Annotated in this window: 20 protein-coding genes; 9 read left to right on the top strand and 11 right to left on the bottom strand. The window is 44.3% G+C overall.

The window, feature by feature from the left end:
* The first annotated feature begins 122 nt into the window (after positions 1–122).
* The 4 genes from NLBNIHML_RS02025 to NLBNIHML_RS02010 all read left to right on the top strand — a co-directional run bounded on the left by NLBNIHML_RS02025 (position 123) and on the right by NLBNIHML_RS02010 (position 4814).
* Positions 123–1133 carry an alpha/beta fold hydrolase gene (locus NLBNIHML_RS02025; RefSeq protein WP_494353633.1) on the top strand — a complete coding sequence of 337 codons (1011 nt, stop codon included), beginning with the start codon at positions 123–125 and terminating at the stop codon, positions 1131–1133.
* 186 nt (positions 1134–1319) lie between these two features.
* Entirely contained in the window at positions 1320–2924 is a 1605-nt protein-coding gene (locus NLBNIHML_RS02020; RefSeq protein WP_339242752.1) for a type 2 periplasmic-binding domain-containing protein, read from the top strand.
* Between the two features lie 87 nt (positions 2925–3011).
* Positions 3012–3902 carry an ABC transporter permease gene (locus NLBNIHML_RS02015; protein WP_494353632.1) on the top strand — a complete coding sequence of 297 codons (891 nt, stop codon included), beginning with the start codon at positions 3012–3014 and terminating at the stop codon, positions 3900–3902.
* A 21-nt stretch (positions 3903–3923) separates the two neighbouring features.
* A complete protein-coding gene (locus NLBNIHML_RS02010) occupies positions 3924–4814 on the top strand; it encodes a carbohydrate ABC transporter permease (protein ID WP_339242749.1) in 891 nt (296 codons plus the stop codon).
* A 39-nt stretch (positions 4815–4853) separates the two neighbouring features.
* Here NLBNIHML_RS02010 and NLBNIHML_RS02005 read toward each other — a convergent pair whose 3' ends face one another.
* Both NLBNIHML_RS02005 and NLBNIHML_RS02000 read right to left on the bottom strand, forming a co-directional pair.
* The gene (locus NLBNIHML_RS02005; protein ID WP_339261240.1) at positions 4854–6599 is read right to left on the bottom strand and encodes a cache domain-containing sensor histidine kinase; all 1746 of its coding nucleotides are present in this window, start codon (positions 6597–6599) and stop codon (positions 4854–4856) included.
* A gap of 30 nt (positions 6600–6629) precedes the next feature.
* Positions 6630–8246, bottom strand: coding sequence for a helix-turn-helix domain-containing protein (locus tag NLBNIHML_RS02000; RefSeq protein ID WP_494353631.1), 1617 nt, complete (start codon positions 8244–8246; stop codon positions 6630–6632).
* A 187-nt stretch (positions 8247–8433) separates the two neighbouring features.
* Here NLBNIHML_RS02000 and NLBNIHML_RS01995 point away from each other — a divergent pair, with 187 nt between their 5' ends.
* Complete coding sequence (locus NLBNIHML_RS01995; RefSeq protein ID WP_494353630.1) at positions 8434–8709, top strand: hypothetical protein; 276 nt, start codon at positions 8434–8436, stop codon at positions 8707–8709.
* A 192-nt stretch (positions 8710–8901) separates the two neighbouring features.
* Here NLBNIHML_RS01995 and cydC read toward each other — a convergent pair whose 3' ends face one another.
* The 5 genes from cydC to NLBNIHML_RS01970 all read right to left on the bottom strand — a co-directional run bounded on the left by cydC (position 8902) and on the right by NLBNIHML_RS01970 (position 16661).
* Positions 8902–10629: a thiol reductant ABC exporter subunit CydC gene (cydC, locus tag NLBNIHML_RS01990; RefSeq protein ID WP_494353629.1), complete on the bottom strand. Its 1728-nt coding sequence runs from the start codon at positions 10627–10629 to the stop codon at positions 8902–8904.
* Positions 10626–12413 carry a thiol reductant ABC exporter subunit CydD gene (cydD, locus tag NLBNIHML_RS01985; protein ID WP_494354655.1) on the bottom strand — a complete coding sequence of 596 codons (1788 nt, stop codon included), beginning with the start codon at positions 12411–12413 and terminating at the stop codon, positions 10626–10628. The genes cydC and cydD overlap by 4 nt, the downstream gene beginning before the upstream one ends.
* 53 nt (positions 12414–12466) lie before the next feature.
* Positions 12467–13480: a cytochrome d ubiquinol oxidase subunit II gene (locus NLBNIHML_RS01980; RefSeq protein WP_339261225.1), complete on the bottom strand. Its 1014-nt coding sequence runs from the start codon at positions 13478–13480 to the stop codon at positions 12467–12469.
* Positions 13480–14844 (bottom strand): cytochrome ubiquinol oxidase subunit I, encoded by a 1365-nt coding sequence (locus tag NLBNIHML_RS01975; protein ID WP_494353628.1) that lies wholly within the window; start codon positions 14842–14844, stop codon positions 13480–13482. The genes NLBNIHML_RS01980 and NLBNIHML_RS01975 overlap by 1 nt, the downstream gene beginning before the upstream one ends.
* Positions 14845–15278: 434 nt before the next feature.
* The gene (locus NLBNIHML_RS01970; RefSeq protein ID WP_494353627.1) at positions 15279–16661 is read right to left on the bottom strand and encodes an MFS transporter; all 1383 of its coding nucleotides are present in this window, start codon (positions 16659–16661) and stop codon (positions 15279–15281) included.
* A gap of 109 nt (positions 16662–16770) precedes the next feature.
* Here NLBNIHML_RS01970 and NLBNIHML_RS01965 point away from each other — a divergent pair, with 109 nt between their 5' ends.
* Together NLBNIHML_RS01965 and NLBNIHML_RS01960 are read left to right on the top strand one after the other, a co-directional pair.
* Positions 16771–17646: a LysR family transcriptional regulator gene (locus NLBNIHML_RS01965; protein WP_494354654.1), complete on the top strand. Its 876-nt coding sequence runs from the start codon at positions 16771–16773 to the stop codon at positions 17644–17646.
* Positions 17647–17676: 30 nt separating this feature from the next.
* Positions 17677–18243, top strand: a complete 567-nt coding sequence (locus NLBNIHML_RS01960; RefSeq protein WP_494353626.1) for a GNAT family N-acetyltransferase — start codon at positions 17677–17679, stop codon at positions 18241–18243.
* Between the two features lie 87 nt (positions 18244–18330).
* Here NLBNIHML_RS01960 and NLBNIHML_RS01955 read toward each other — a convergent pair whose 3' ends face one another.
* From NLBNIHML_RS01955 to NLBNIHML_RS01940, 4 genes are all read right to left on the bottom strand, one after another.
* Positions 18331–19302: a hypothetical protein gene (locus tag NLBNIHML_RS01955; RefSeq protein ID WP_494353625.1), complete on the bottom strand. Its 972-nt coding sequence runs from the start codon at positions 19300–19302 to the stop codon at positions 18331–18333.
* On the bottom strand, positions 19302–19793 hold the full coding sequence (locus NLBNIHML_RS01950) for an RNA polymerase sigma factor (RefSeq protein ID WP_339261217.1): 492 nt from the start codon (positions 19791–19793) through the stop codon (positions 19302–19304). Before NLBNIHML_RS01950 ends, NLBNIHML_RS01955 begins: the two co-directional genes overlap by 1 nt.
* 193 nt (positions 19794–19986) lie before the next feature.
* Positions 19987–21567, bottom strand: coding sequence for a histidine-type phosphatase (locus NLBNIHML_RS01945; RefSeq protein ID WP_494353624.1), 1581 nt, complete (start codon positions 21565–21567; stop codon positions 19987–19989).
* Positions 21568–21808: 241 nt separating this feature from the next.
* Positions 21809–22228: a DUF3237 domain-containing protein gene (locus NLBNIHML_RS01940; protein WP_494353623.1), complete on the bottom strand. Its 420-nt coding sequence runs from the start codon at positions 22226–22228 to the stop codon at positions 21809–21811.
* A 142-nt stretch (positions 22229–22370) separates the two neighbouring features.
* Between NLBNIHML_RS01940 and NLBNIHML_RS01935 the strand changes: the two genes are divergently transcribed.
* Both NLBNIHML_RS01935 and NLBNIHML_RS01930 read left to right on the top strand, forming a co-directional pair.
* Positions 22371–23573, top strand: coding sequence for an MFS transporter (locus tag NLBNIHML_RS01935; RefSeq protein ID WP_339242729.1), 1203 nt, complete (start codon positions 22371–22373; stop codon positions 23571–23573).
* Positions 23566–24210 (top strand): TetR/AcrR family transcriptional regulator, encoded by a 645-nt coding sequence (locus NLBNIHML_RS01930; RefSeq protein ID WP_339242728.1) that lies wholly within the window; start codon positions 23566–23568, stop codon positions 24208–24210. The genes NLBNIHML_RS01935 and NLBNIHML_RS01930 overlap by 8 nt, the downstream gene beginning before the upstream one ends.
* The last annotated feature ends 40 nt before the right edge of the window (positions 24211–24250 follow it).

Below are 24250 nucleotides of genomic sequence, written 5' to 3'. Positions count from 1 at the left end.
TCCAAAACCTCCTTTGTTCAAAATAAATGAATGTTATATTCAACAATGTTTCGTTGAATTGATGATAGACGTATTGTAGAGTGAAATCAAGTTATTACTACTTTTATAAGGAGAATCCATCCATGAACGATTATGAAACATATCACCTTGGCGATACATTACTTCAATCGGGACAACAGCTCCCTCAAGCTTTTATTGCATACAAGACTTATGGAACCTTAAATCTGGCAAAAGACAATGTTATTGTCGTTCCAACATGGTTTGCTGGACTTCACACAGATAATGAATGGTTAATTGGAGTGGACAAGGCTCTGGACCCCAGTCGGTATTTTATCGTTGTGCCCAATATGTTGGGTAACGGATTATCGTCGTCTCCGAGCAATACCCCTGCCCCATTTGATAGAGAGAACTTTCCTCTCATCTCCATGTATGACAATGTGCGTGCCCAACATCAACTTATCACTGAGAAATTCGGTATCTCCAAAATTAAACTCGTTGTGGGCTGGTCTCTGGGAGCCATGCAGGTGTTTCAGTGGGGCACGAGTTATCCGGAGATGGTCGAACGAATTGCCCCCTTTGGCGGAACAGCAAAAAGCAGACCCCATACACAGTTGGTATTCGAAGCAATGATCGCAGCGTTACAGGCAGATTCCAATTTTAAAAATGGCAGATATGAGCTCCCTCCGGTTGCTGGTCTCGCTGCAATGGGGAGAGTTTATGCTCCATGGGGGTTTTCGCAGGCGTATTATTTGGAGAAATTGCATCAATCTGAAGGTTACGATACCTTGAAGTCTTATGTTGAAGATTACTGGGACCAGGTGTTTCTATCCTTTGATGCTAACGACTTAATCACCATGCTTCGTACAGGAATATATGGAGACATTAGTGATAATCCCACAGATGATCGCAACTTTGAACAGGCACTGCGTAAGATCACCTCTCCTGCCCTCGTTATGCCTGGGTCCAGTGACTTGTTTTTTACACCAGAAGACAGTGCGTATGATGTTCAACATATGCCGAATGCTGTTTTTCAGCCCATTGAGTCCAAGTGGGGACACTGCTTCGGGATTGGAGCTAACGAAGTGGATTCACTCCTTATCGATCGTCATCTAAAGCAATTTTTGGAGACATGAGTAAAAAAAGAAGGCGTATAGAGTAAAAAAAGTGCACTACGCTTATTTAGCTTTTCTTCGCTACAACTCAAAAGTAAAAAAACGTATGGGTTCTCGTCAATAACCTTTATATCCCCTTTCCCCTTTCTCGTTTAGAATATTTCCAAGAAAGCATTATTGAAATATGACTGATAAGGGGGAAAAGAAATGAACAAGAAAACGAAAGCTTTACTCTTGTCTGTGTGCATGTCAACCTTATTACTTGCTGCATGTAGCAGTGGAAGCGGTGCCGAGAAAGATCCAACGACGAACCCGGATTCCAACGAGGGTGGAACGACAACCATTCACACCGTAACGTCAGAATACTCTTCTGCCAAATATCCAAAGGGCGATGATATCACCAACAATGTGTGGATTAAGCGATACAAAGAGAAGTTTAATATCGATGTCAAAACAGACTGGGTCAGCGATGAATATGATACCAAATTGAATTTGGCTATCGCATCGAACGATCTTCCTGACGTATTCAGAGTTAATCCATCACAACTGAGACAGCTGGTCGAAGCAGATATGGTCATGGACCTCTCCGAAGTATTTGATCAACACGCTTCGGATCGTCTCAAAGGTTACATGGAAGCAGATGCGGACAGTTACGAGTCTGGAAAGAAGGACGGCAAGCTGTACGGGATACCGCAGATGCATTGGGGATTAATTGAACAACCAGACTTCATCTGGATTCGGAACGACTGGAAAGAAGAATTGGGACTCCAGGATCCAAAATCTGTGGAAGACATCAAGAATATTGCACTGAAATTCATGGAAAAGCATGGCGGTTACGGCATAGCAGTAGACCAATCGTTGGACTACCTCAACCTGCTCGCGATTGCATGGAATGCACATCCGGATATGTGGATGGAAGATGCCAGTGGAAAACTCGTATACGGATCTGTACAGCCTGAGATGAAGAATGCGCTGGCGGAGTGGTCGGAATGGTACAAGCGAGGCATTATTGATCCGGAATTTGCAATCAAAGACTTCAACGCGATGAACGCGGACATTGTCGCCGGCAAAGTGGGAATGCAGCCTTATTACCAATGGTGGGGTTATAATCCGGGTGTCGATACCGTATCCAACTTGGGTAAGGACGCAATCTTCTACCCTTATATCATTCCTACCGTCGATGGGAAGGAAGCCACACAATCCATCTTTTTCGCCAACAACAATTATATTGTCATGAAGAAGGGATTCAAGAACCCCGAGAAAGTGATCCAGATTTTGAACGACTATGCTTATATCGTGGATGAAGGCAATGGCAAGGAATCTACAGAAACGCTATCTGCGTTGCTGGATAACGATATTGCCCATGTTGTTGGAGCCTTCCGTGTACTTAACCCCAATTCCGATTACGAGCAATTCGAGGCGGTGTCGGCTGCCCTTGAATCCAAGGATACCAGTGGACTCACGACTTCGGGTATGTGGCAAAAATATAATAACAGTGTTGAATTCATGGAGAACGCAACCCCTGGTGCAGTCGGTGATTATTTGCAACAAGGTGCTCCCAAAAATGCATATGGCCTAGCCAAAAAAGTACTCGACAGCGAAAACTATACGAAGACAGCCTTATGGGGTGTTACACCAGAGATCCTGTCAAGCTATGGAACAACCTTGGATGATATCCTGACAGAGGGCTTTACCAAGATCATTATGGGAAGTGAAAGTATCGATTATTTCGATGTGATTGTCCAGAATTGGCGTGCAGCCGGAGGCGATGATGCAACCCAGGCAGTCAATGAGGCATACGGGGCAAAATAATCTCGTTCATAAAGAGGGGATGAGGGTGATCTCACCCCTCTATTTGATAGCGATTACATTTCCCGCACGATGAACGGAGGAATATGAATGTTGAGAAAATGGAAACAGCAGAGTCCTTACCATCTCATGTTGATCCCAAGCATGGTCTTGGTCTTCATCTTTAGTTACATTCCTTTCTACGGACTTATTATCGCGTTTCAGAAATACAATCCGGGACTCGGCTTCAACTCGCCATGGGTGGGATGGGATAATTTTACGCACGTATTCAATCAGCCGAACTTCGTAAGAACCATCTGGAATACACTGTACATGTCTGTCTTCAAGATTATCGGCGGGATAATCGTGCCCGTTATTTTCGCATTACTCCTTAACGAAGTCCTGCACAGTGGAATCAAACGTACATTTCAAACGCTTGTATATATTCCAAATTTCCTCTCTTGGGTCATTATGGCTGGCATCATGCTGGACATACTGAGCGCTGACGGCATTATCAATACCTTTTTAGGCGTATTTGGAATTGCACCTATTTCATTTCTTGGCACACCCTCTATATTTCCCTGGACAATGATTGTAAGTGACATATGGAAAGGCTTTGGTTTTGGCACGGTTGTTTATTTGGCAGCACTGACCAGTATTGATCCAGGACTCTACGAGGCCGCAGTAATTGACGGCGCCAAACGCTGGAAGCAAACCATCTATATTACCTTGCCTCTCCTCATGCCAACGATTGTCTTAATGACTGTGCTGTCGTTAGGAAATGTACTGAATGCCGGCTTTGACCAGATCTATAATCTCTACTCCCCTGTTGTCTATCAGACCGGTGATATTATTGATACCTATGTATATCGGTTGGGAATTCAACAGGCTCAATATTCGATCGGAACCGCTGTCGGGTTATTCAAATCCATCATTTCCAGTGTTCTCGTTGCTGTATCGTACATTCTGGCTTACAGAGTGGCTGGCTATCGTATCTTCTAAGAAGGAGGAGGAACTCACATTATGATCCATGATAAAAGTATGAGCAGACGTGTATTTCTTATCTTAAACTACACTATATTGCTTCTAATTTCTCTCTTATGTATCCTGCCATTTATTAACCTGTTGGCTGTTTCATTCAGCAGCAGCGCAGCTGTATCTGCGGGGAGTGTTACATTCTGGCCTGTGGAATTTACGACAAAAGCCTATGAATTTGCGTTAACGGGAGGGTCATTTTTCTCCTCTCTCTGGGTGGCCATCCAACGAACCGTTCTCGGAACATTGGTGAATCTGGTTCTGATCGTACTCACGGCCTATCCCCTCTCCAAATCCAAACAAAAATTAATGGGGCGTAACATCTATATGGGATTTTTCATTGTAACCATGTTATTCAGTGGAGGATTAATTCCAACCTATCTCGTGGTTGTCAAAATGGGACTAATCGATTCCATATGGTCTTTGATCCTGCCTGGGGCTCTCCCCGTATTCAGTATGATTATCCTCATGAATTTCATTAGAGGGTTGCCCGAGGAGATTGAAGAATCAGCCATTATCGATGGTGCTGGTCCAGTACAGGTATTGCTTCGGATTCTGCTCCCACTTCTTAAGCCCGCTCTCGCAACCGTTGGTTTGTTCAGTATCGTTGCCCACTGGAATTCGTGGTTCGATGGCATTATTTATATGAACAATCCAGCCAATTATCCATTACAAAGCTACCTGCAGACCCTTCTGCAAAGTTTTGAGCAAATCATGCTGAAATCCGGCTCGGATTATACGCAGCTATTATCCATGATGAACGCCAGAACGGGACGCGCAGCTCAAATGTTCTTGGGAGCCATTCCGATTTTACTCGTATATCCGTTCCTACAGAAATACTTTACCAAAGGTTTGGTGCTAGGAAGCGTCAAGGGGTAAACCAAAGGGCTTGCAGTTCATACTGCAAGCCCTTTGGTTCTATCTAAACTCTGAAATGGCAGGCAGCAAAATGGAGAACTTGGTACCTTCACCTACTATACTCTCCACCTGTATTCCATAAGGTTTCCCAAAATGAAGTTGAATTCGTCGCTGCACATTATGCAGTCCAATTCCATTGGTTCCTGTACCTGCACCGGACTTTTCTTCCATGAGGTTCTGCATCGTATGTTGATCCATACCCACGCCATTATCGCAGATTTCAATGACAACTTCATCCATTCGCAGTTGAATCCGAATGGTGATGATTCCGTCTTCCTCTAGCTCGGCCAGGCCATGAAAAATTGCATTCTCCACAATGGGCTGCAGGATCATTTTGGGCATCCGATAATCCAACACTCTATCCTCAATTTCATATCTCATCTGAATACAATCATAGTACCTGACATTCTGGATCGTTACATAATTGGCTATATTATCGAGTTCCTCACGAATCGTTACGAGGGTTCCATCAGATTTTGTGGCATAGCGGAGCATCGAGATTAGGGCATCAGTCATATCCACGATTTTGTCAGCTTGTTGCATTGAGGCGATCCATTTCACCGACCCAAGGGTATTATATAGAAAATGAGGCTTGATCTGGTCATGGAGCGCACGCATCTCGGCCTTGGCTTTTTCTATCTCTTCTTGCTGCATCCGTTCGACCAACCGCTTCAACTCGTGAGACATTCTATTAAATCGAATGGATAAGTGTCCAATCTCGTCTCTTGAGCCAATAGGTTCAACTTGTTCAAACTGACCTTTCTCAACTAACGCGATATTCCGTAGCAGTTTTTTAATGGGCGTTGTGATCACGTGAGATAGAAAGATGGATATGACGGCAGCAAAAAGAACAATGACTATGGCGAGCGTCACCAGATTACGGCCCAATATTTTTCCATCCGCAGTCAACTCATCCAAAGGCATATATAAGTAAGTTGTCCATTTTTGCTGGCTAAGGGGACTGGTCACCACGACATTGAATGTTTCAGGTGGACGCACGTTGTCCCTGAACAATGTCCCAATTAATCGTTCGTTCACGTTATATACGATTTTGTCATCCTCATCAACGATCATGAATCTGGAGCGTAACCCTTCCTGCAAATTTCGATTGACAATCTCGATGAATTTGATATCAATACTGACAACGATTACACCAAGCAGCTCTCCACTAGACACATCATGAATTTTGCGAGCGTGTGACACTGCCAGTATTTTATTCTCCAATTGCTCGTCGATTCGTGTTGTGAGGGTAATGGTTCGATCATTATCATGCATGAACTTTTTAAACCATAATTCATTCGCTACTTTGTAGTTCGGATCAATGGGTTGATGCGGACTGACAAAAAGGTCCTGTCCCCCGTTCATATTGTAGAGGTAGATGGAGAATACACGATCTTTCATCATGATATAATTCATCAGAATGTTGTATGCGGCAATCTCATGCTGTTCATCACCCGTTCGCAGGAAATCCTGGATTGGAAAACTTCCTTCATGAGTGGCAGACAGATTGTCACTAAGACCATTGCTGGCTAGCAATGAAATTTTCTCAATCTCCTTGAGGAACTCGTCAATGCGAATATTCGTCTGTTTGGCTAGATCATTGAGCAACGTTGTATAGTTCTGTGCCAATAACCGCTCTGAGGAGTAATACGAATTGATCGTCATCACCAATACCGGAAGGATAATGACGGTCATACAGATCACCATAATTTTGTACTTGATTCGGAAAGGCCGAACATGCTTCATATGCTGCACCTCTATTCACCGATTACATATTCATCCCTGCTGTAACTCTCGATATTCCTCAGGGGTGACACCTACCGATTTTTTGAAAATCTTACTGAAGTACGTGTAATTATGGTAGCCTACCTTTTCTGCGATTTCATACACTCTCATTCCTCTGCTCGATAGATACGTTTTAGCGTGTTCAATGCGAACTCGGGTCAAATACGTGATAAAGTTCTCTCCTCGTTCCTGCTTGAACACCCGGCTTAAATACGATGGATTAACACTGATTTGGCTTGCGATGCCTTGCAAGGAAATATCCTCAGCATAATACTTGTCGATCAATTCAGTGGCCAGATCGGTGTAGGTGCTTTCCTGTTTGTTTTGGGAATCGGTTTGGAAGTAATACGCAATATGGGCAAGCATATTTTGGTGAATATCCTCCCAATACTCCCCCTTTAGAACGATTTCATATGGCGATTTTTCTGTTAAAGAAGCTGTACCTCTTTCCGTAGCTCGGGAAAGATGGGAATGTATCATTTCCAGTACCAGGATATATTGCTTGCGAATGCTATTCTCATCCGCTCGTAGCTGCTCCAGATTGAATCGGATTCCTTCGAGGAACTCTTTCGCTTTATTGTTGTCTTTGCTTACCCATAACTTCAACAAATCTCGTTCTTGTTGCGGGCTTAAAGCCCCCTTAACTTCCTGTCGATCTGGGGATTCGATCATATACTCGTAATACAATACCTTGTTGCTACCTGTGAAGAACCCATGTTGTAGAGCCATTTCCGCCTCTTGGCAGGCCTTCTTAATGTGAGGGAAGCCCGAAACCATCGTACTTACCCCTGCGGTGAGGGACAGATTCATAAAGTCCTTGATGGAAGACAGCAATTTGTTACATAGTTTATTTATATCGGTGTGTACAGATTGGCTCTCAGGATGTACATTGACGATCACCCAATAGTCAGAAGAACTTTCAACAAAAATCTCCTTCTCCCACTTCGAGGGAATAATCTCTTCCATAATATTAAGAATTGAAAATCGGAGTAGCTTTTCCCCCTTCTCAACATATTTCCTCTTTGCGTCCTCGTAATAGTTCACGATGAACTTGATGACAACCAGCTGGTCCGAATGGATACGAAAATGCAGTTCTTCTGCTCTGGAGATGATGTCCTCTCCACTTATGAATCCGCTTACAATATCTTGAAAAAAACTATCCTTTAGATATCTTAGATTCTTGGAATAATCCTGCGCGATAGAGGGTGGATTGGTTGGATGAACATGTTCACTTTGCAGTTTCTGTCCAACCGTGCTCAGGAGCTCAATAAGGGAGGATTCGGTGATCTCGCTTTTAATCAAGTAATCTGTAGCGCCAAGTTTCAGTGCCTCTTTCACATAATGAAATTCGTCAAAATTACTCAGGATGACATACTTACAGGTTTTTAGTGAGCCGGAGGCCTCTTGTATAAGCTGCAGTCCATCCATAACCGGCATCTTGATATCTGTAATAATTAGGTCCGGTATTACTTCAAGTGCCAGGCTCAATGCCTCTTTACCATTTCCAGCTTCACCAACAACATGGAAATTGTACTCTTCCCAATTCAGCATAGAACGAATTCCAACCCGCATGAGCAATTCATCATCGACGATCATCAGTTTATACATTCGTAACCCCCAACATGAGCCATTTTTAGGTATTTTACCATTAAACGAACTCCTGCGGAGGAGTCTAACGAACCTTCTTGGATTATGGTTTTCATAAATATCACTTTTTCGGAACGTACGTTCGTGTTATAATCAGATTATCGTATTTTGTGCAGTATATAATCTCTACTTGGAAAGGATACATACCATGAATTTATATAAGTTTGAATTGACGGTGAATGGATATCTGTTACGCGTGCACTTCAGTGCATCAGAAGAAAGTGGACTGAAATGGTGCAAACGAATTGCGACTGAATTCCAGAGCAACGTTGCCAATCTGGAGATTAAGGTTGATATACATAAAAAGCAAAAACAAAAGAATGCATGGGAATATCACGGTAAACCGTATCTATATGATCGGACACTGAAGAAGAAACCTCTTGTGAAGAAGAATAAGGCGTCTGAATCATCTGCTGTGATGTAAAGGATGACTTAGATTGCGTTATATCCATTATCCGTTTGAACTCGCTAACCTTTTGTTTGATTAGGAGCTTACAGCTCTTTTAATGAATAGACAAAAAGACTAAAGAACGGCTACTGACGATAACATCAGTGACGTTCTTTAGTTTTTGAATAAGCACTATCGAACACCACGAACAGGACTCTTCTTACAATTTCACGCCCCGGCGTCTCCAATCATTTGTCGTTCAATTTGCTTCATTTCATAAAAATAACCTTTTTGATCCATTAACTCGGAGAAAGAACCCGATTCTACAATCTTGCCTTGGTCCATGACGACAATCCGATCCATCTCTTCCAATCCCGTCAGTCGGTGACAGATCAGAAGAACTGTATCTTCGGTCGCCTGTGCCAGAAGATGCTGTAATACACGTTGCTCTGTGACGTAATCCAGAGAAGAAGTCGGTTCGTCCAGCAGCCATAACCTTCCGTTGCGCAACATGGCGCGTGCCAGTGCTAGCCGCTGCTTCTCGCCATCCGACAGATTCTCCCCTTTTTCATACACCATGTCGTTCAACGACTTATTTGGCAGTTGTACTTTGTCCAGAACAGCCATTAGTTTTTCATCCGAATGTTCTTCTCCATTCAGCAGCAGGTTATCCCGAATGGTTCCTCGGAAGAAATGACTTTGCTGCAACACAACATTTGCCCTTTGCCAAATACTCTCTTCATTCAATTCCTGCACCGGAATATCGTTTAACCGTATATCACCAGACGTTGGTGTACGCAGCTTGAGTATTAGATCAATAATCGTTGACTTACCTGACCCGCTCGGCCCGACAATCGCAGTTTTGGAGCCTGCTGTAAGCTGCAGGGATAGCTCCCTCAGCGCCGGTCTCCATTCTCCTTCATATTGGAAGTTAACATGAGATAACTCGATTGAAACTGCATGATCGCCTGACAATTCACCCCTTGGCTGTGCAGGATGTACATCGGAGGTTGGCACCGTTTCCGTCAGTCGCTGAGCTGCATGTTCGCTGTCCTGCTTATATAGAGGTAATACAGCCATTCCCGCAGCTTCTTCGAACACAGTCTGCGTAGCCAGGATCAGCATGGCGAGGAATACACCAGCGAACACTCCGTTCATAATTAAGAAAGCGCTCAGGGCAAGCACTCCCCATGTCACGAGATACGTCACAAAAACGTGCATGGATTGCCCTCCTAGCAAGTGCGAAGCGGCTTGTTTCTGTTCTGTTGCCAATGTAGCGGAAACCTGCTGAAGCTGCTGCTCGCGCTGTTCCAATTGGCCGTATACTTTCAGATCCCGGAAACCATACAACACTTCGGTCACTTCCGTGGACAGCAAAGCCCGTTGCTGGCGGACACGTCCGTGGATTTTTCGCTGTCCCAACAAGACAATGCCTGGTACAACAAAAGCCGTGATCAGCATGCCAAGTACCAGCAAACACGCAATCCAGATTGAAAAGACCGAAGTGAACAGCATGGTAGCCAAAAACACCATGACAACAATGATTGGTGGATAGGCGACACGCAAAAAGTAATTTTGCAAGCTCTCCACATCACCCACGATCCGCGCAAGCAGATCTCCGCTTCGGTTTTTGTTCATGATACCCGGTGTCACCGGGATCAGTTTGGCAAAAAAGGATGTCCGCAAACGGCTGAGCATGGAGAACGTCGCCCTATGAGAATACAAGCGTTCTGCGTAACGACTCGCCGCCCGAAGGAAACCGAGCAGTTTGACCATCGAGGTAAGTACGATTAAGGTGTATAGCGGTGGCGCAAATACCGTTTGCGAAATCATGTATCCACTCGCGGAAAAGAGCGCTACCCCTGCTATGCCAGCGATAAATCCGCCCAAAATGGAAAGCAAGATATCCTTGCGCTCCTGAATCATCGCTTTTGACAGAATCGTCAGCTCATTCATGCTAACCCTCCTTTCCGTTGTACATCCACCATCTCCGCATATTGAGGCAGGCGCACCAGAAGCGCTTCATGATGTCCTGAATCCACCAACACCCCATTATCCATAAACAAAATGTTGTCTGCATGTTGAATCGTATATAAACGGTGTGCCACCGTAATCATCGTCGCTGTTTTGGCTAATGACGCAATGGACTGTTGCAGTACCCGTTCGGTGTGAAGATCCAGTCCTACTGTGGGTTCATCGAACAAAATAACGGCTGGTTTCTTCAGAAAAGCTCGTGCCAAGGCAAGTCGCTGCTTTTCCCCACCAGATAACCCCCGACCACCCTCACCAACAAACGTATCCAATCCCTGCTCCAACTGAGCGACAACGCCAGCAAGTCCTGCTTCCTCTGCCGCCTGCTCTATTTCAGCTCTGGAGACGTTTCGACCTGCTCCAATCGCTATATTTTCAGCAAAGGTACCTGCAAAAATATACGGATGCTGTGTAATGTAGCTAACTTGCTCAAACCATGCAGTTTCATCATGTTGCGAAAGCTCCATTCCGTTAACCAGAACCGCTCCCGAATCTGGTTTCAACAAACCGGCAATGAGATGCAGCAGCGTTGTTTTACCGGAGCCGCTTTTGCCTACAATGGCAATCTGTTCTCCCGGTCCAATCGAGAGCTGTCCTGTCTCAAGTCCAAAGGAATCCGGTGTGTACCGGAAACGAACGTGGTCCAGTTCAATGGTTGGTGGCATCAGAGTCAACTCGGCACGACTTGTGCGTAACTTGTCCTGCTGCACCCTTAAATCGTTTGTATCACCGATATGTGTATCCTTCTCGGCTTTCTCATCTATGGTAGGCTTACTTGCGCCACTCGTCTCCTCAAGCATCTCTTCCACCTTACGAATGGCCCCCATACTGGTTCGCCCGCTGTGAAAAGCCGTTCCTGTATTCTTCAATAGACTGTAAAACTCAGGGACGAGCAACAACACAAGAAAGGCCGTGTGGAAGCTCATCGATTTGAACACGAGTAACTGTATAGCCAGTTCGAGCGCAACGATACCGATGCTTAACATTACGATCGATTCCAGCATAAACGTATTTGTAAAGGCAATCTTCAAAATGCCCATCGTGGCATCCCGATAACCCAGACTGCTGCGTTCAATCTCCTGCTGCTGACGTTTAGCCCGTCCGAATATTTTCAACGTAACCAGCCCTTGAAGCGAATCCAGAAATGTACCTGAAAACTCGGCTAGCTGCGCGTATTTCTCTTCGGATTTGTTCTTTGTCTTGAGTCCCACCAAAATCATGAACAGCGGGATAAACGGAGCTGTAAACAGCATAATGTAGCCTGTGTTGGCGTGCTGGGTAAACGTAACGATCAGAATCAGTATCGGAATCATTGCAGCTTCCATCATACGCGGCATGTACTGACTGAAATAGCTGTCAGCTTCATCCACAGCATCCAGAGCAACGCTGACCTTTCCTCCCGTCTGTCCACGAAGGGTTGAAGGCATGGAAGCGCGGGTAAGGTTCTGCAACACAGAAGCTCGCATATTTGTCTTGGCACGTGCTGCCATATGCAATCCCACTTTCCCGTTGCCGTACGTCAACAGTGTGCGCACAGCCATTACTGCCAGCAATAGCCCAAGCAGCAGCATCACCGATGAGAAGGAAGCTTTCTCTACAAAAATCCGTTGGACTGCTTCAGCCACCAATGCCGCCTGACTTATAATAGTCACACCAAGCGCCAGCGAAATGATCGCAAGGAGCAGCCTGTTTGTTCGTTGTAACGACATTTGCTGCGAGATCAGATTGGATTTGGCTTTTCTCTTCACAGAAAGCTCCTCCTTTATTTTTTCCCTTTCACATAATCCGCATCAAACAGGAACAGTTTGAAGACCAGAATAAGAGAAGGAATTAACAGGCACAGCCCACCGATAAACACAACCACTAGCGCAAAACCCATTGCTGGCGGTGTGGCACTGCTCTGAATCGTGATATATGGATCAAGAATATAAGGATACTGCCCAATGCCGTAAGCGAAAAAGGCTGTGAAAAATTGCAGCATAATGAAAATAAAAGCTAATCCGTAACGGCGACCGTTATATAACAGCCACATGGCAATCATGAAAAATGCAACGGATAGCGCCAGCAGCCACCATAAATCCATCATGTTTTGAAAATGACGCTCATTGTGTTGACCCAAATAGATAAATGCAGTCAGCGCGAGAATAATGGTCGGTGTACTCCAGAACAGAGCATAGTTACGCATCAGTTTTAATGCCGCATGATCCTCTGCCCGAGAAGCGTAAAATGTAAGAAATGATCCGCTAATGAACAATACGGATACGATGGCGAGTCCAACGATGCTCCACGATAACGGATTGGTGAACAGCGCCCAATAATCCAGGGAAACCGTCTCCCCCTGCTTTAGAATAAAGCCACCTTCAGACAGTGTCAGTGCCACTGACAACGATGCCGGGATAAGCAAACCCGTAGCTCCGTATAAAAACAAATATATAATGTTATTTTTGGAACCGTAATTCTCAAAAGCATAAAACGACCCCCGAATAGCAAGCAGAATGACGGCAATACTTCCCGGGACAAGCAGCGCGGAGCCATAATAATAAGCGGTATCCGGGAAAAACCCGACGATGCCAATATAGAAAAAGACAAAAAATACGTTGGTGATCTCCCACACCGGTGATAGATACCGGGAAATCAGCCGATTAATCAGATGATCCTGCTTGGTCAGGCGTGCATAAAAGGCGAAAAAACCTGCTCCAAAATCAATCGAAGCTACAATAAGATAGCCATACAAGAACAGCCAGAGTACCGATATACCAATTAATTCATAACTCATCAGGCCTGCTCCCCTCCCTTGGCTGATTGATCATGCTTCTCTTTCAACCATTTCTCCATCTCAAGCTCAGCAGGATTGTTATTGAACAAACGTCTCAGCACGAGCACACAGATGACGCCAAGCACGATGTACAGAAGCAAGAAGACGAAAAATAAAATTCGTACACTCGGTGACGAAGTGGCGGCCTCTTCTACGCGCATATAACCTCGGATGATCCAGGGCTGCCGCCCGATCTCTGCATAGAACCAGCCCATCTCAACGGCCAGAAATGCAAGCGGTGCACTGAGTGCAACCATGCGTAGCATCCACTTGTTAAACTGGTTGCGTTTCTTCCAGAACACAAACAGGAAATACAGAGAAGAGATCGCAAGCAGTGCGAAACCGATTCCAGCCATCAGATCAAACAAGTAATGCACAAGTAACGGCGGATGCTCATCGGGTGGAAATTCATTCAGCCCGGTTACCTCGGCGTTAAAGTTTCCAAAGGCAAGAAAGCTGAGCACTTTCGGCAAATGGAGAGCACCTATGATTTCATGCTCAGCATTCAGCCATCCTAATAAGATCAGATCCGCGCCGCTTTCCGTCTCGAAATGCCACTCGGCAGCCGCGAGCTTCTCCGGTTGATGCTCAGCCAAAAACTTGGCAGATACATCTCCGGCTAAGGAGTTTAATAAGCTGAAGACCAGAACAACGGCCATCATGAGGTTCAGGCCCTTTTTGTGGTAGGCTGACACCCCTTTTCTCAGCATCGCCAAGGCTGCAATTCCAGCTAACAGAGCAGCTCCTGTCAAATAGGCCGAGCTTAATACATGAAATACTTTGGAGAACGTCGCCGCATTCAGCATTGCTTGTACAGGATTCACTGCCAAGAATTGACCTGCTTCCATGACAAAGCCTTCAGGCTGGTTCATGAATCCATTTACTGTCGTGATAAAGACAGCAGACATCCCTGCCCCGGCAACAACTGGTATAGTCAGCAACCAGTGGATATAAGGATTTTTGAACCGATCCCACGTGTACAAATAAATGCCCAAGAAGATCGCTTCAAAAAAGAACGCGAATACTTCCATAAATAGTGGCAGTGCAATAACATTCCCGGCCAATTTCATGAAATTCGGCCACACCAGTGCCAATTGCAGCGATATCGCTGTACCTGTCACCACACCAACCGCCACAGATATGACAAATCCTCTGGACCACCTCTTTGCCATAAGTATGTAATGGTGATCCTTCTTCCGAATACCGATGAACTCTGCAATAGCAATCATCAAAGGTACACCAACACCAAGCGTTGCAAAAATAACGTGGAATCCGAGTGTCAAACCAGTCACCAGTCTGCTCCATAACACCGTATCAATAGCCATTCTTTATGTTGCCTCCTTTCAAAATCTGTTGATTTTTAGTGATAAATATTTGCTTATGATCAGGTCTGCTACTCACTGGTTGCATTTAATATCAGATTAGGACGTTCCTGTAATTCGTGTGTTTAGGATAAGAGAAAATTTTCACAAAGTACGCTACAACGATATGTTGCCACATGTACTTTGCGATTACTCCTGTTGATTCCTGATATTAAATGCATAGAAAATGCTATGCGAGACCTAATAATCAAAATTATTATATCTTTATTTTTACCTAATTCAATCAACGTCACGTCTTCTACCCTAAACGTTCAAGAAAGGATCAACTCTTTCTGACAACTTGGTGAAAAACAAAAAATACACCCAATAGAGCTATTGATTCATTGGGTGTAAACGTGGTATTGCACGTGGATTCACTATTTTATTTGCTTGCTTATTTACTCTGGACTCACCGCATCTGCCTCGCGGCGTACGCTCATGATGATCAGTGATGCAGCTAATACCGTAAGGATAATTCCAAGCGTCTGAAATCCTGTCACATTGAATGTATCCCCCATAACGATACCAATCAATAACGATGATATGATGGTCCCCAGGTAGCGTGATGTATTAAAAATCCCCGATGAAACACCTATCATTTCTTTGGGTGTGCTTTTGAACAGAGCTGCTTGCATGCCAACCGCGTTTAGACCGTTACTTATGCCAAATAAAGCCAAGGCAACAATGACAACAAAGATTGGAGAAGTTTCATTCATGAATACGATGAGTACAGAGCCAATGGTCATTAACCAAGCTGATACGATTAAAGCTGGCCGTGATCCCGATCTGTCAATCCAGCGCCCTGCGATCGGAGCAATAATGACTGAACATAATCCCAAAGCCAGCATGCTCATTCCTGTATGAACTTCGTTGAGATGACGTACCTGCTTCAAATACGTTGGAACTCCAAAAAAAAGTGCGTAAAACAGGATGTTCACCAGCATGTATTGTACATTCACCCAAGTCATCTCGGGATATATGGCAAACGTTCGCAGAGGGATGAATGGTTTGGCTGCTTTTAATTCATGCCGGATGAACATGACAAGTGTAATTAACCCGATCCCTCCTGTCAGCAGATGCCATTTAGAAATATCTCCTGTAGAATTTACTGACAGTAATCCGATGAGCAGAGTCACCAAAGCTACCATAAACATCAGGATGCCTGATGCATCAATTAATGCAAGCCATTGCCGAACCGACATGTGACTAGAGATCGATGGAGAAGACTCGTCCTTCGGAATTGTTTTCCAGGCGAACGCAAAGCTTGCCATGACAAATGGAATATTAACGATGAATATGCTGTGCCAGTCCCACCAATGTATCAATACTCCACCAATAAATGGCCCGATGGCAGCTGCTCCGGAGAGGAATATCGCCAAAGTAGACAATGCGGTGGCTTGCTTGTCAGTCACATTAATTCTTACAATCGCCATTCCGACGGCTACCATCATGCTTGTGCCAATCGATTGAACGATCCGGAATACGATGAGCCACGAAAAGCTCGAAGACCACGGAGCAAGCATGGACGATACAAAAACAATAACAAGACCCGTGAGAAAGATCTTCCTGCGGCCGAACAAATCGCTACACTTGCCCATGACGGGTTGAGCAACAGCACTGGCAATGTAAAATGATAAAATGATCCACGAAACAGCTGTAAAACCAAGTTGGTACACTTGTTGTAGCCTGGAGATTGCCACCGAAATCATGGAGGAATTCAACGGATTCAACATAATTCCGAGTCCCACAGCCAACATCAATCCTTTATTTCGAACGTTCATCAGTGCATCACTCCTTCTTCTGCTGTCATCTTACTTGAAAGTATTCATTTATTCCAACGCATTGTATGTTATGATTTGATGAACTAGAAGGAATGAAGGAATGGTGCAAATGGAGCTTCTTCAACTAAAATATTTCCTGACGGTGGCCCGATGCGAACATGTTACGGAAGCTGCGGGAAAGCTGCATGTTACGCAATCCTCTCTGAGCAAAACGATACAACGATTAGAGGATGACCTGGGAGTCCCCTTATTTGATCGAATCGGGAGAAAGCTGCGACTAAACGACTTTGGAAGAACATTTCTTCAGCGAACTGAAAAAGCCCTATTTGAATTGGAACAAGGAAAGCGGGAAATCGCTGACCTCTCCAACAAAGATCAGGGTATACTGCAATTGGCGGTAACTACGGCAAGTACTTTGCCAGGTATACTACGAGAATTTCGCAAAAATCAACCGGACATTCAGTTTCATGTACAAATGGTTTCGTTAGAAAACATGTCCAGGCTTCTATATCGGGGCGAGGTAGATTTTGGTCTCTCCTCCCCTCCGATGCAAGGTGACGACATCGAATGTCAGATACTTTATGACGATCCGATCGTAGTCGCTGTTCCTATGGGTCATCGATATGCAGAACGAAGCAGCATTCAACTAGCCGAGCTTAAGGACGAGTCGTTTGTTGGGGTAAAACAAGGCTATGGTGTTCGTGATATGGTAGATTCTACATGTCAATCCGCTGGTTTTGTACCGAAGTATGTGTATGAAGGTGATGAGCCTGCACGATTAACAGCCCTTGTTGAAGCGGAGATCGGTCTTGCATTTATACCAAGCACAGCCAGAAACCCGCATGAACGCATTAGATATCTTCAGGTAGAGGAACATAGACTCGTTCGGGAAATCGCTCTACTTTCACATAAAAACAGGTATATTTCAAAAGCCGCTTTAGAGTTTCGCAGCGTGGTTATGGAGTATTTCAATGCTATGCCATGAATAAAAATTCAATCCAAAGGAGATGTCATTTTGAAATTAAAAGCAGAAAAATTTGATCATATTTCAGAGACAGAACGATTAGTCATCAGACCATTACAGAAAAACGATTATGAGAATTGGTTAAATGAATTTGAAAAACGCTTGCCCTCCCAGCACCGCCATGATAAAGGGAAAATGGATATGAGTGAATGTACACTGGATTGGTTTCATGATCTGGTGGATCGACACCAGGAGTTAGCGCGTACAGATGCCGTTTATGTATTTGGTATCTTTAGAAAGGAAGATGGCACACATCTGGGTATGGTTGATATTGCGACCTTGGCAAGAGATGATTTTCAATGGGGAAGCTTCGGATATACGCTCCATAATCAGTATTGGCGAAAAGGGTATGGCAAGGAAGCTGTGAATGCAGCTCTTCATATTGCATTTGAACATCTGAAATTCCACCGTATAGAAGCCCATATCAATCTGGATAATACCCCTTCTGTGAAGTTAGCTGAAAGCGTGGGTATGGAATTTGAATGTGTCCGTAAAGGTTTCATACACGAAAATGATGAGTGGACCGATCATTTGGTGTATTACAAAAATTTTAATTAAACAACTCCTCCGATAATCTAAAGAGCGAACAAAGCACTTTCGTGCCCTGTTCGCTCTTCTTCATTCAATCGTATCTCCGTGTTCTCCTTACTCGCCCAAGCTGTTCCAGAAGGATTGAAACGCGCCTTTTTCAACTTCGAGAAATGCAGGAACATTACCGTAACGAACCAAACCTTCACCGAACAGAACCAGTGGAACCTGTGTTTTATCTTCCAAGGTGAGATAGATGATCTTGCGATCTTCTTTGCCGTAGAGATTCTCTTCCAATTCCGGACTCGTTGCAATTGGTTTAGCAGCAGATAACGCAGAGATGAAGCTTTCCAGTGATTCATCCACTGCTAACGGCTGAAACTGCTGCTTTCCGTTGTTCCAGCTATCAAAAGTCTCCCATTGTGCCGAGGCAACGTTACCTTCGAGATGCAGCTTACCAATCAGGTCGGCACCCGTACCAATGGTGATTCCGTTGTTCTTGTCGAATAGTTGAGCATACACCTGACCATCGATCTCAGTGTAAGACATGATGCGGAAGTCCTTATCATAACCATTCACCGCATAGATGTCTGCTTCGCCAATATTGGAAGCAAGTTCTGTGTATTTATCCTGACCGCTCAGCTCATGGATGCCGCCAGTTGTTGTGCCAAGCTTCTCGCCACGCAGGTTGAGTGCATGTGCGCCTTCAAGCAATGTTGGGGACTGTGTATAGACGTTTCCTCCATACACAACCAATTGCAGCATATCTGCCATCGCGCCTTTACCCTGTGAATCCGGCAATTCCATCTTTGGAATCACAATCGGATCAAACGACGCGCCCGGAGTCACCTCTGCCACTTGAGGAGTTGGTGCGGCTGGTCCATTGAATTGTTGCCACACACTCGGCGCAGCCAATCCAATGCTGGCAGCGATAACGACACTTGCTGCGATATATAGTGGTTTGCGTTGACGTTTTGGCCCCTGATGTTGCGTATTCAAAGCTTGCTCTACCCGTTTTTTCATTTGCTCGTTTGTTTTCATATGATTCACCGCTTTCTTGTAGTCTTGTTTGAATTGTTCTTCCTTCATTACAGTTCCTCTCCTTCCAGCTCCAGTTTTAACAGCTCTCTTCCTCGTTTTAATCTCATTTTCACTGCTGACTCGCTAATCTCCAGAATCTCGCTGATTTCTCGGATTGCATAATCTTCGTAATAATACAGATGAACCACCGATCTATACTTGAGGGGCAGTGACAGCACGAGTTCGATCAGCGCGTGATCTTCCGGGTTGTCCGCGGTAAGAGCATCGACACCCTCCAGCTTGACCTCCCGTTTGCGCCAGCCTCTGCCTAATAAGGATTTGCAATGATTGGTGATGACCCGAATCAACCATGCTTTTTGATGCTCTGCATCGTTGAATGTAGGGGCTTTTTCTATTAGTTTGATGAAGGTATCCTGAGTGGCTTCCTCCGCATCTTCCCGTCTGCCAAGGTTCACCATGGCAATTCGGAACAGCGTATCCGCATATGTCTCGTAGACTTTCATCACATGATCGCCCAGCTGGGGCACTGATCGCTGCATGGTTGTTATGCCCTCCTTTATACCTCTAACACTCCTAAGGACGGCATTTGGTCACATTTTGTTTTGAATTTTTTTATTTGTCCAATTTAGTTAACATGCAAAAAAAGAAAGCAGCTCCATGGAGAGAGAGTCGCTTTCTTCATCTTTTTCGTCTTTATCTTTATCTTGTTATAATCGTATATCTTCTCCCCGACTAGAACTTCTTCTGTAAAAGCTCAATATTATCTTCCAAACTGCTGTCCAGTTCCACGCCTACCTTCTGCAGTTTGTTTTGGTAATATGTCTTCACATCATCCCATTTATAGTATGGGTAGGTCTTTGTTTCGATCGGAAAGGCGATTTCTTCTTCATTTCTAAGCATCTTTACGAGGTCATCCTTACCATTGGAATACAAAATCCATTGGATGTTTGCTCCCATCGGTGAGATGACTGAGCCATTCCAGTTTTCGGTCACGTCCTGCGGTTGGTCGATACTCACATTAGCTCCGGCGATATCCAGGAATGAAGATAGTGGAATAATGGTTTCTGCGTGAGCAAAACGAAATATACCAGCCGTGTCCTTCTGCTGAATGGATTGTTCGGTAGACACGATTAATTCTTTGACCAGGGGTGCGATGATATTCTGCGGCAGATCCGTGGATGTTAAGGATGGACCTTTTTCATAAAAGTCATTGATATTATCAACGCTCTCATACCACTTTAACTGGTTGTTCGTAAAATACCGCCCGAATTCGAAATCACCTTCTCCTTTAATATTCGAAGATATAATGTACAGTTCGTATAAATTAGAAGCAGCTTCCGTTGGGTTACTGAGTTTCACTTTCCCTTTTTCATCCTTCAACTCGAACTCTCCAGAATTCAATCGCTGATAAAAGTCTTCAGAGAAAAATTGCAAAAGGACGTCTTTTGCATACCGCGTTCCAGTGCTCTGTGTGACATAATCCTCGTATAACTTAACCCAGTCTCCATCTTCCACGTATTCGTTATACTTCGTAGCCAGGTCGTAGGGCCGCAGATAAGGATCTTTCCCTTCTTCAAAGGCTGAAGCCACAATGTCTACCTTGTTATCTCCCAAACTTTCCTTTAATCCATCAATAAACTGATCTCTGCTCTGGGGCGTTCGATCTTTGAAAGTGGCCTGAGCGATTACTTTTTTATCTGATGTGAATAGTTCTTTGAAGTTCTGTCCGACTCTGCTTCCTATTCCTTTCAGTTCTTCTCCACCCGTAGTGGATAACAAGCCATAATGGTCTTTTTCAACTTTCATAAGCTTACCAATTTCCTTCTTCAGCTCTTTGCCCAGATTGGTAGCCTGCCCATCCTTCTCAGCGATGTCGAGCAGTTCATAGAGCGTCTTGTCGTACTTGGAACTGGATAGATGTCTGGAACCATGTCTGCCTATGTAATTAATAAATACGGGTTCATATCCATTAGGAGCTTTAGTATAACTCGTTTCCTTAAAAGGGTATGGCGTTTTGGTACCGCGGTATCCCTGCTGATCGTTAATTTTTGCTCCAACAAACACCGATTGGGTGTTGTTATCCCAGTCTACGTCTTGTCCCAGTGCCTCCCCAACAGCTCTTGCCGGCACGTAAGTAACTCCATTGTAGAGAAAAGACTCTCCTTCCACCCTTTGTCCGTTCACGACTACATTAGCCGATTGTTCAGCAACTTCGATCATGCGTTTGGAACCTGCACCATATACGTCAAACATACTCGCAGATGTTAGCATGGTGAGTGATACGACTGAAATCCCGATTTTTTTGATCATCATATTGTTTAGTCTTCTCCTTAATCCGCCTATTATTGGTTTATTTTCGCTCATCATACTATAGGGGAGAAGTGTCTGCGCTGTATCCACCCTTTGTTAAATAAATGTAAAGGAATACATATAAAGATGGACATAAAATCGCATAACGAAAAAAAGAGCCGCTCCTTAGCGACTCTATCTCTTCATAACAGCATGTGATTTATCCGCGGCACACGAATAAAACAGTTTTCCTCTGTTCCGTGTATCAATGTGTCCTATATATTTTTATATCTACTCCTGACTCCGTTGGATAACCCTCTCCCACAAATGTCTCATGGTTCAAAAAGGATAAGGCTTTACTGTCCGTAATCATTTTGGGAGAAGTCCGAAATAAAGCAGTGTTCAGCGTTTTATCGATGTTTCCGTTGTTTTCGATATAAATTTTGCAGCTATCTCCTGTGTGATCTGTCCCTTGAAGCATGTATCTTGCCGATAGCGTATGCGGGTCACCATTCTTCCCAATAATCTGAGTATCCACGCCTCCATCCAGCACTATTCCCTCAAAGTACTTTCCGGTTACACGACCTGTAAAAGTAATCATGACAACTGAATTACCTTCGCTATTCTGTAAATCAAATGATTTCTCGATGTTCACATGTACCGTAAACAGTTCCTCCAAATTCACGCGTTTCCACCTCCATATGAATTTAATTATAGCTCTACTCACCTAAAAAAGATTTACATTTACATATCTCATTCGAATCATTTAAAATGGTTTACATACTGTAAAGGTTAACACAATGTTAATGAAGGAGCTTACGACAAGCATGAGTACATTACCAAAATCAATTCGCTTTCCACTATTCATTCTGATGTTAAATCTGTTTATCGCTTTATTGGGGCAAGGGATGCTTATTCCCATTTTGCCGGAGTACTTGAAGCTCTTTCATGCGGGAGGTACCGTCGCCGGATTTCTAGTGGCAGCCTTCGGGGCAGCTCAATTCTTCTTTTCACCACTGGGAGGAAAATTATCTGACCGCTTTGGACGTAAAAAGTTGATCATGGCCGGCATGTTTCTTTCCGTTGTCTCGGATGTGATCTTTGCACTTTCAACCGCTCTGCCTCTCTTGTATGTCGCACGAATTATCGGGGGAATCAGTCTTGGTTTAATGGTTCCTGCGAATCTCGCTTATGTCGCGGATATCACAACGCCTGAGACCCGCGCGAAAGGCATGGGTTATTTTGGTGCAGCCATGAATTTGGGAATGGTGCTCGGGCCTGGTCTGGGTGGTCTCATCGCCGAGATGGGGATTCGTATGCCTTATTTCTTCGCTGCTGGTCTGGGACTTGTTGCTGCACTGATGACGTTGCTACTGCCTGAGACACTTCCCCCGGAAAAAAGAACCGTCTCCATCCGACTTCAAAAGGGAGATCACTTGGGTAAGAAAATCTGGAGTTCATTTAAAGTACCGTATTTTAAATACTTGATTGTGCTGCTCGTCATGACCTTTGGCCTCATGAGTTATGAGACCGTATTCGCGCTTTTTGCAGAACAAAAATACGGATTCAACGCTGCAACGATCTCCATCATTATTACCTTGGGCGCAATTATCGGTATCGTTGTGCAAATCTGGCTTTTGGATTGGTTCGTACAGCGAATCGGTGAAATTAAGCTAATCCGTCTTTCCCTAATTATTACGCCCATCGCTTTATTATTAATGTTAATTAAAGTAAACCTGACCTTTCTGTTATTCGCTTCTGCGTTATTCTTTGCCTTTAACTCGTTTTTGCGGCCTTCACTCAGCACGTTAATATCCAAAAATGCAGGAGATCGGCAAGGCTATGCATCGGGTCTGAATACGACATTCTCCAGTCTCGGGACGGTGATTGGTCCGCTGATCGCAGGACTATTGTTTGACAAAAACATAAACTTCCCGTATATTTTTGGTGCAATTATGCTGCTCGCTTCTCTCGGACTTACCTTGAACGCATTTCGTTCGAAGAAAGGACAACGGTATACAAGTGAATGAAAACTGGCATCAACAATTGGGAAATAAACATCGTGATGATTTGATTGCAGCAGGTAAGGAGCTTTTTTTGAAATATGGATTGCTGCAAGTGAAGATTAAGGATGTATGTACGAAAGCTGAACTTAGCAGAGTGACATTTTATAAACATTTTCAGTCTATGGATGAGCTTCTTCTGGCCATTCAGATGCAACTGATTGAACATTTAACGGATGAGGTTAGCCTTACATCGGTGAAGGACATGAACGGGCGAGAACAACTCACGGTGATGTTGAATGCATGGGTTGTTTATGCCCAGGATCATCCAGACTACATCCGGTTTATTCAATTATTTGATATCAACTATGAGATGTATGATTTTAGTCCTGAATTAAGAGAAACATACGATCGATTCAACCAGAATGGGAAAGAAAATCATTTCCTGATGGGCGCTTTATCCCAAGGTGTTGTTGACGGCAGTATTAAGAATCCGTCCCCTCCGCTCGATCTGGCTCAGTTTATCTTCACCACGATGATGGCCATGCTCCAACGTATGGTAACGATTCGTGCTGCTCATGATCATGCATTGGATATGCGGATGACGGAGCAATTTGTGAAGATGCTGCTCCAATTTGTTTGCAGCGAAGAAATATCCGAGTGATGGCGTGGTAGATGAATCGGTGAAATCAACGTTTAGTTTA

The sequence above is a fragment of the Paenibacillus sp. JNU01 genome (assembly GCF_059130585.1).
The sequence above is the reverse complement of the archived record's forward strand: the minus strand, read 5'-3'. Positions and strand labels throughout refer to the sequence as shown.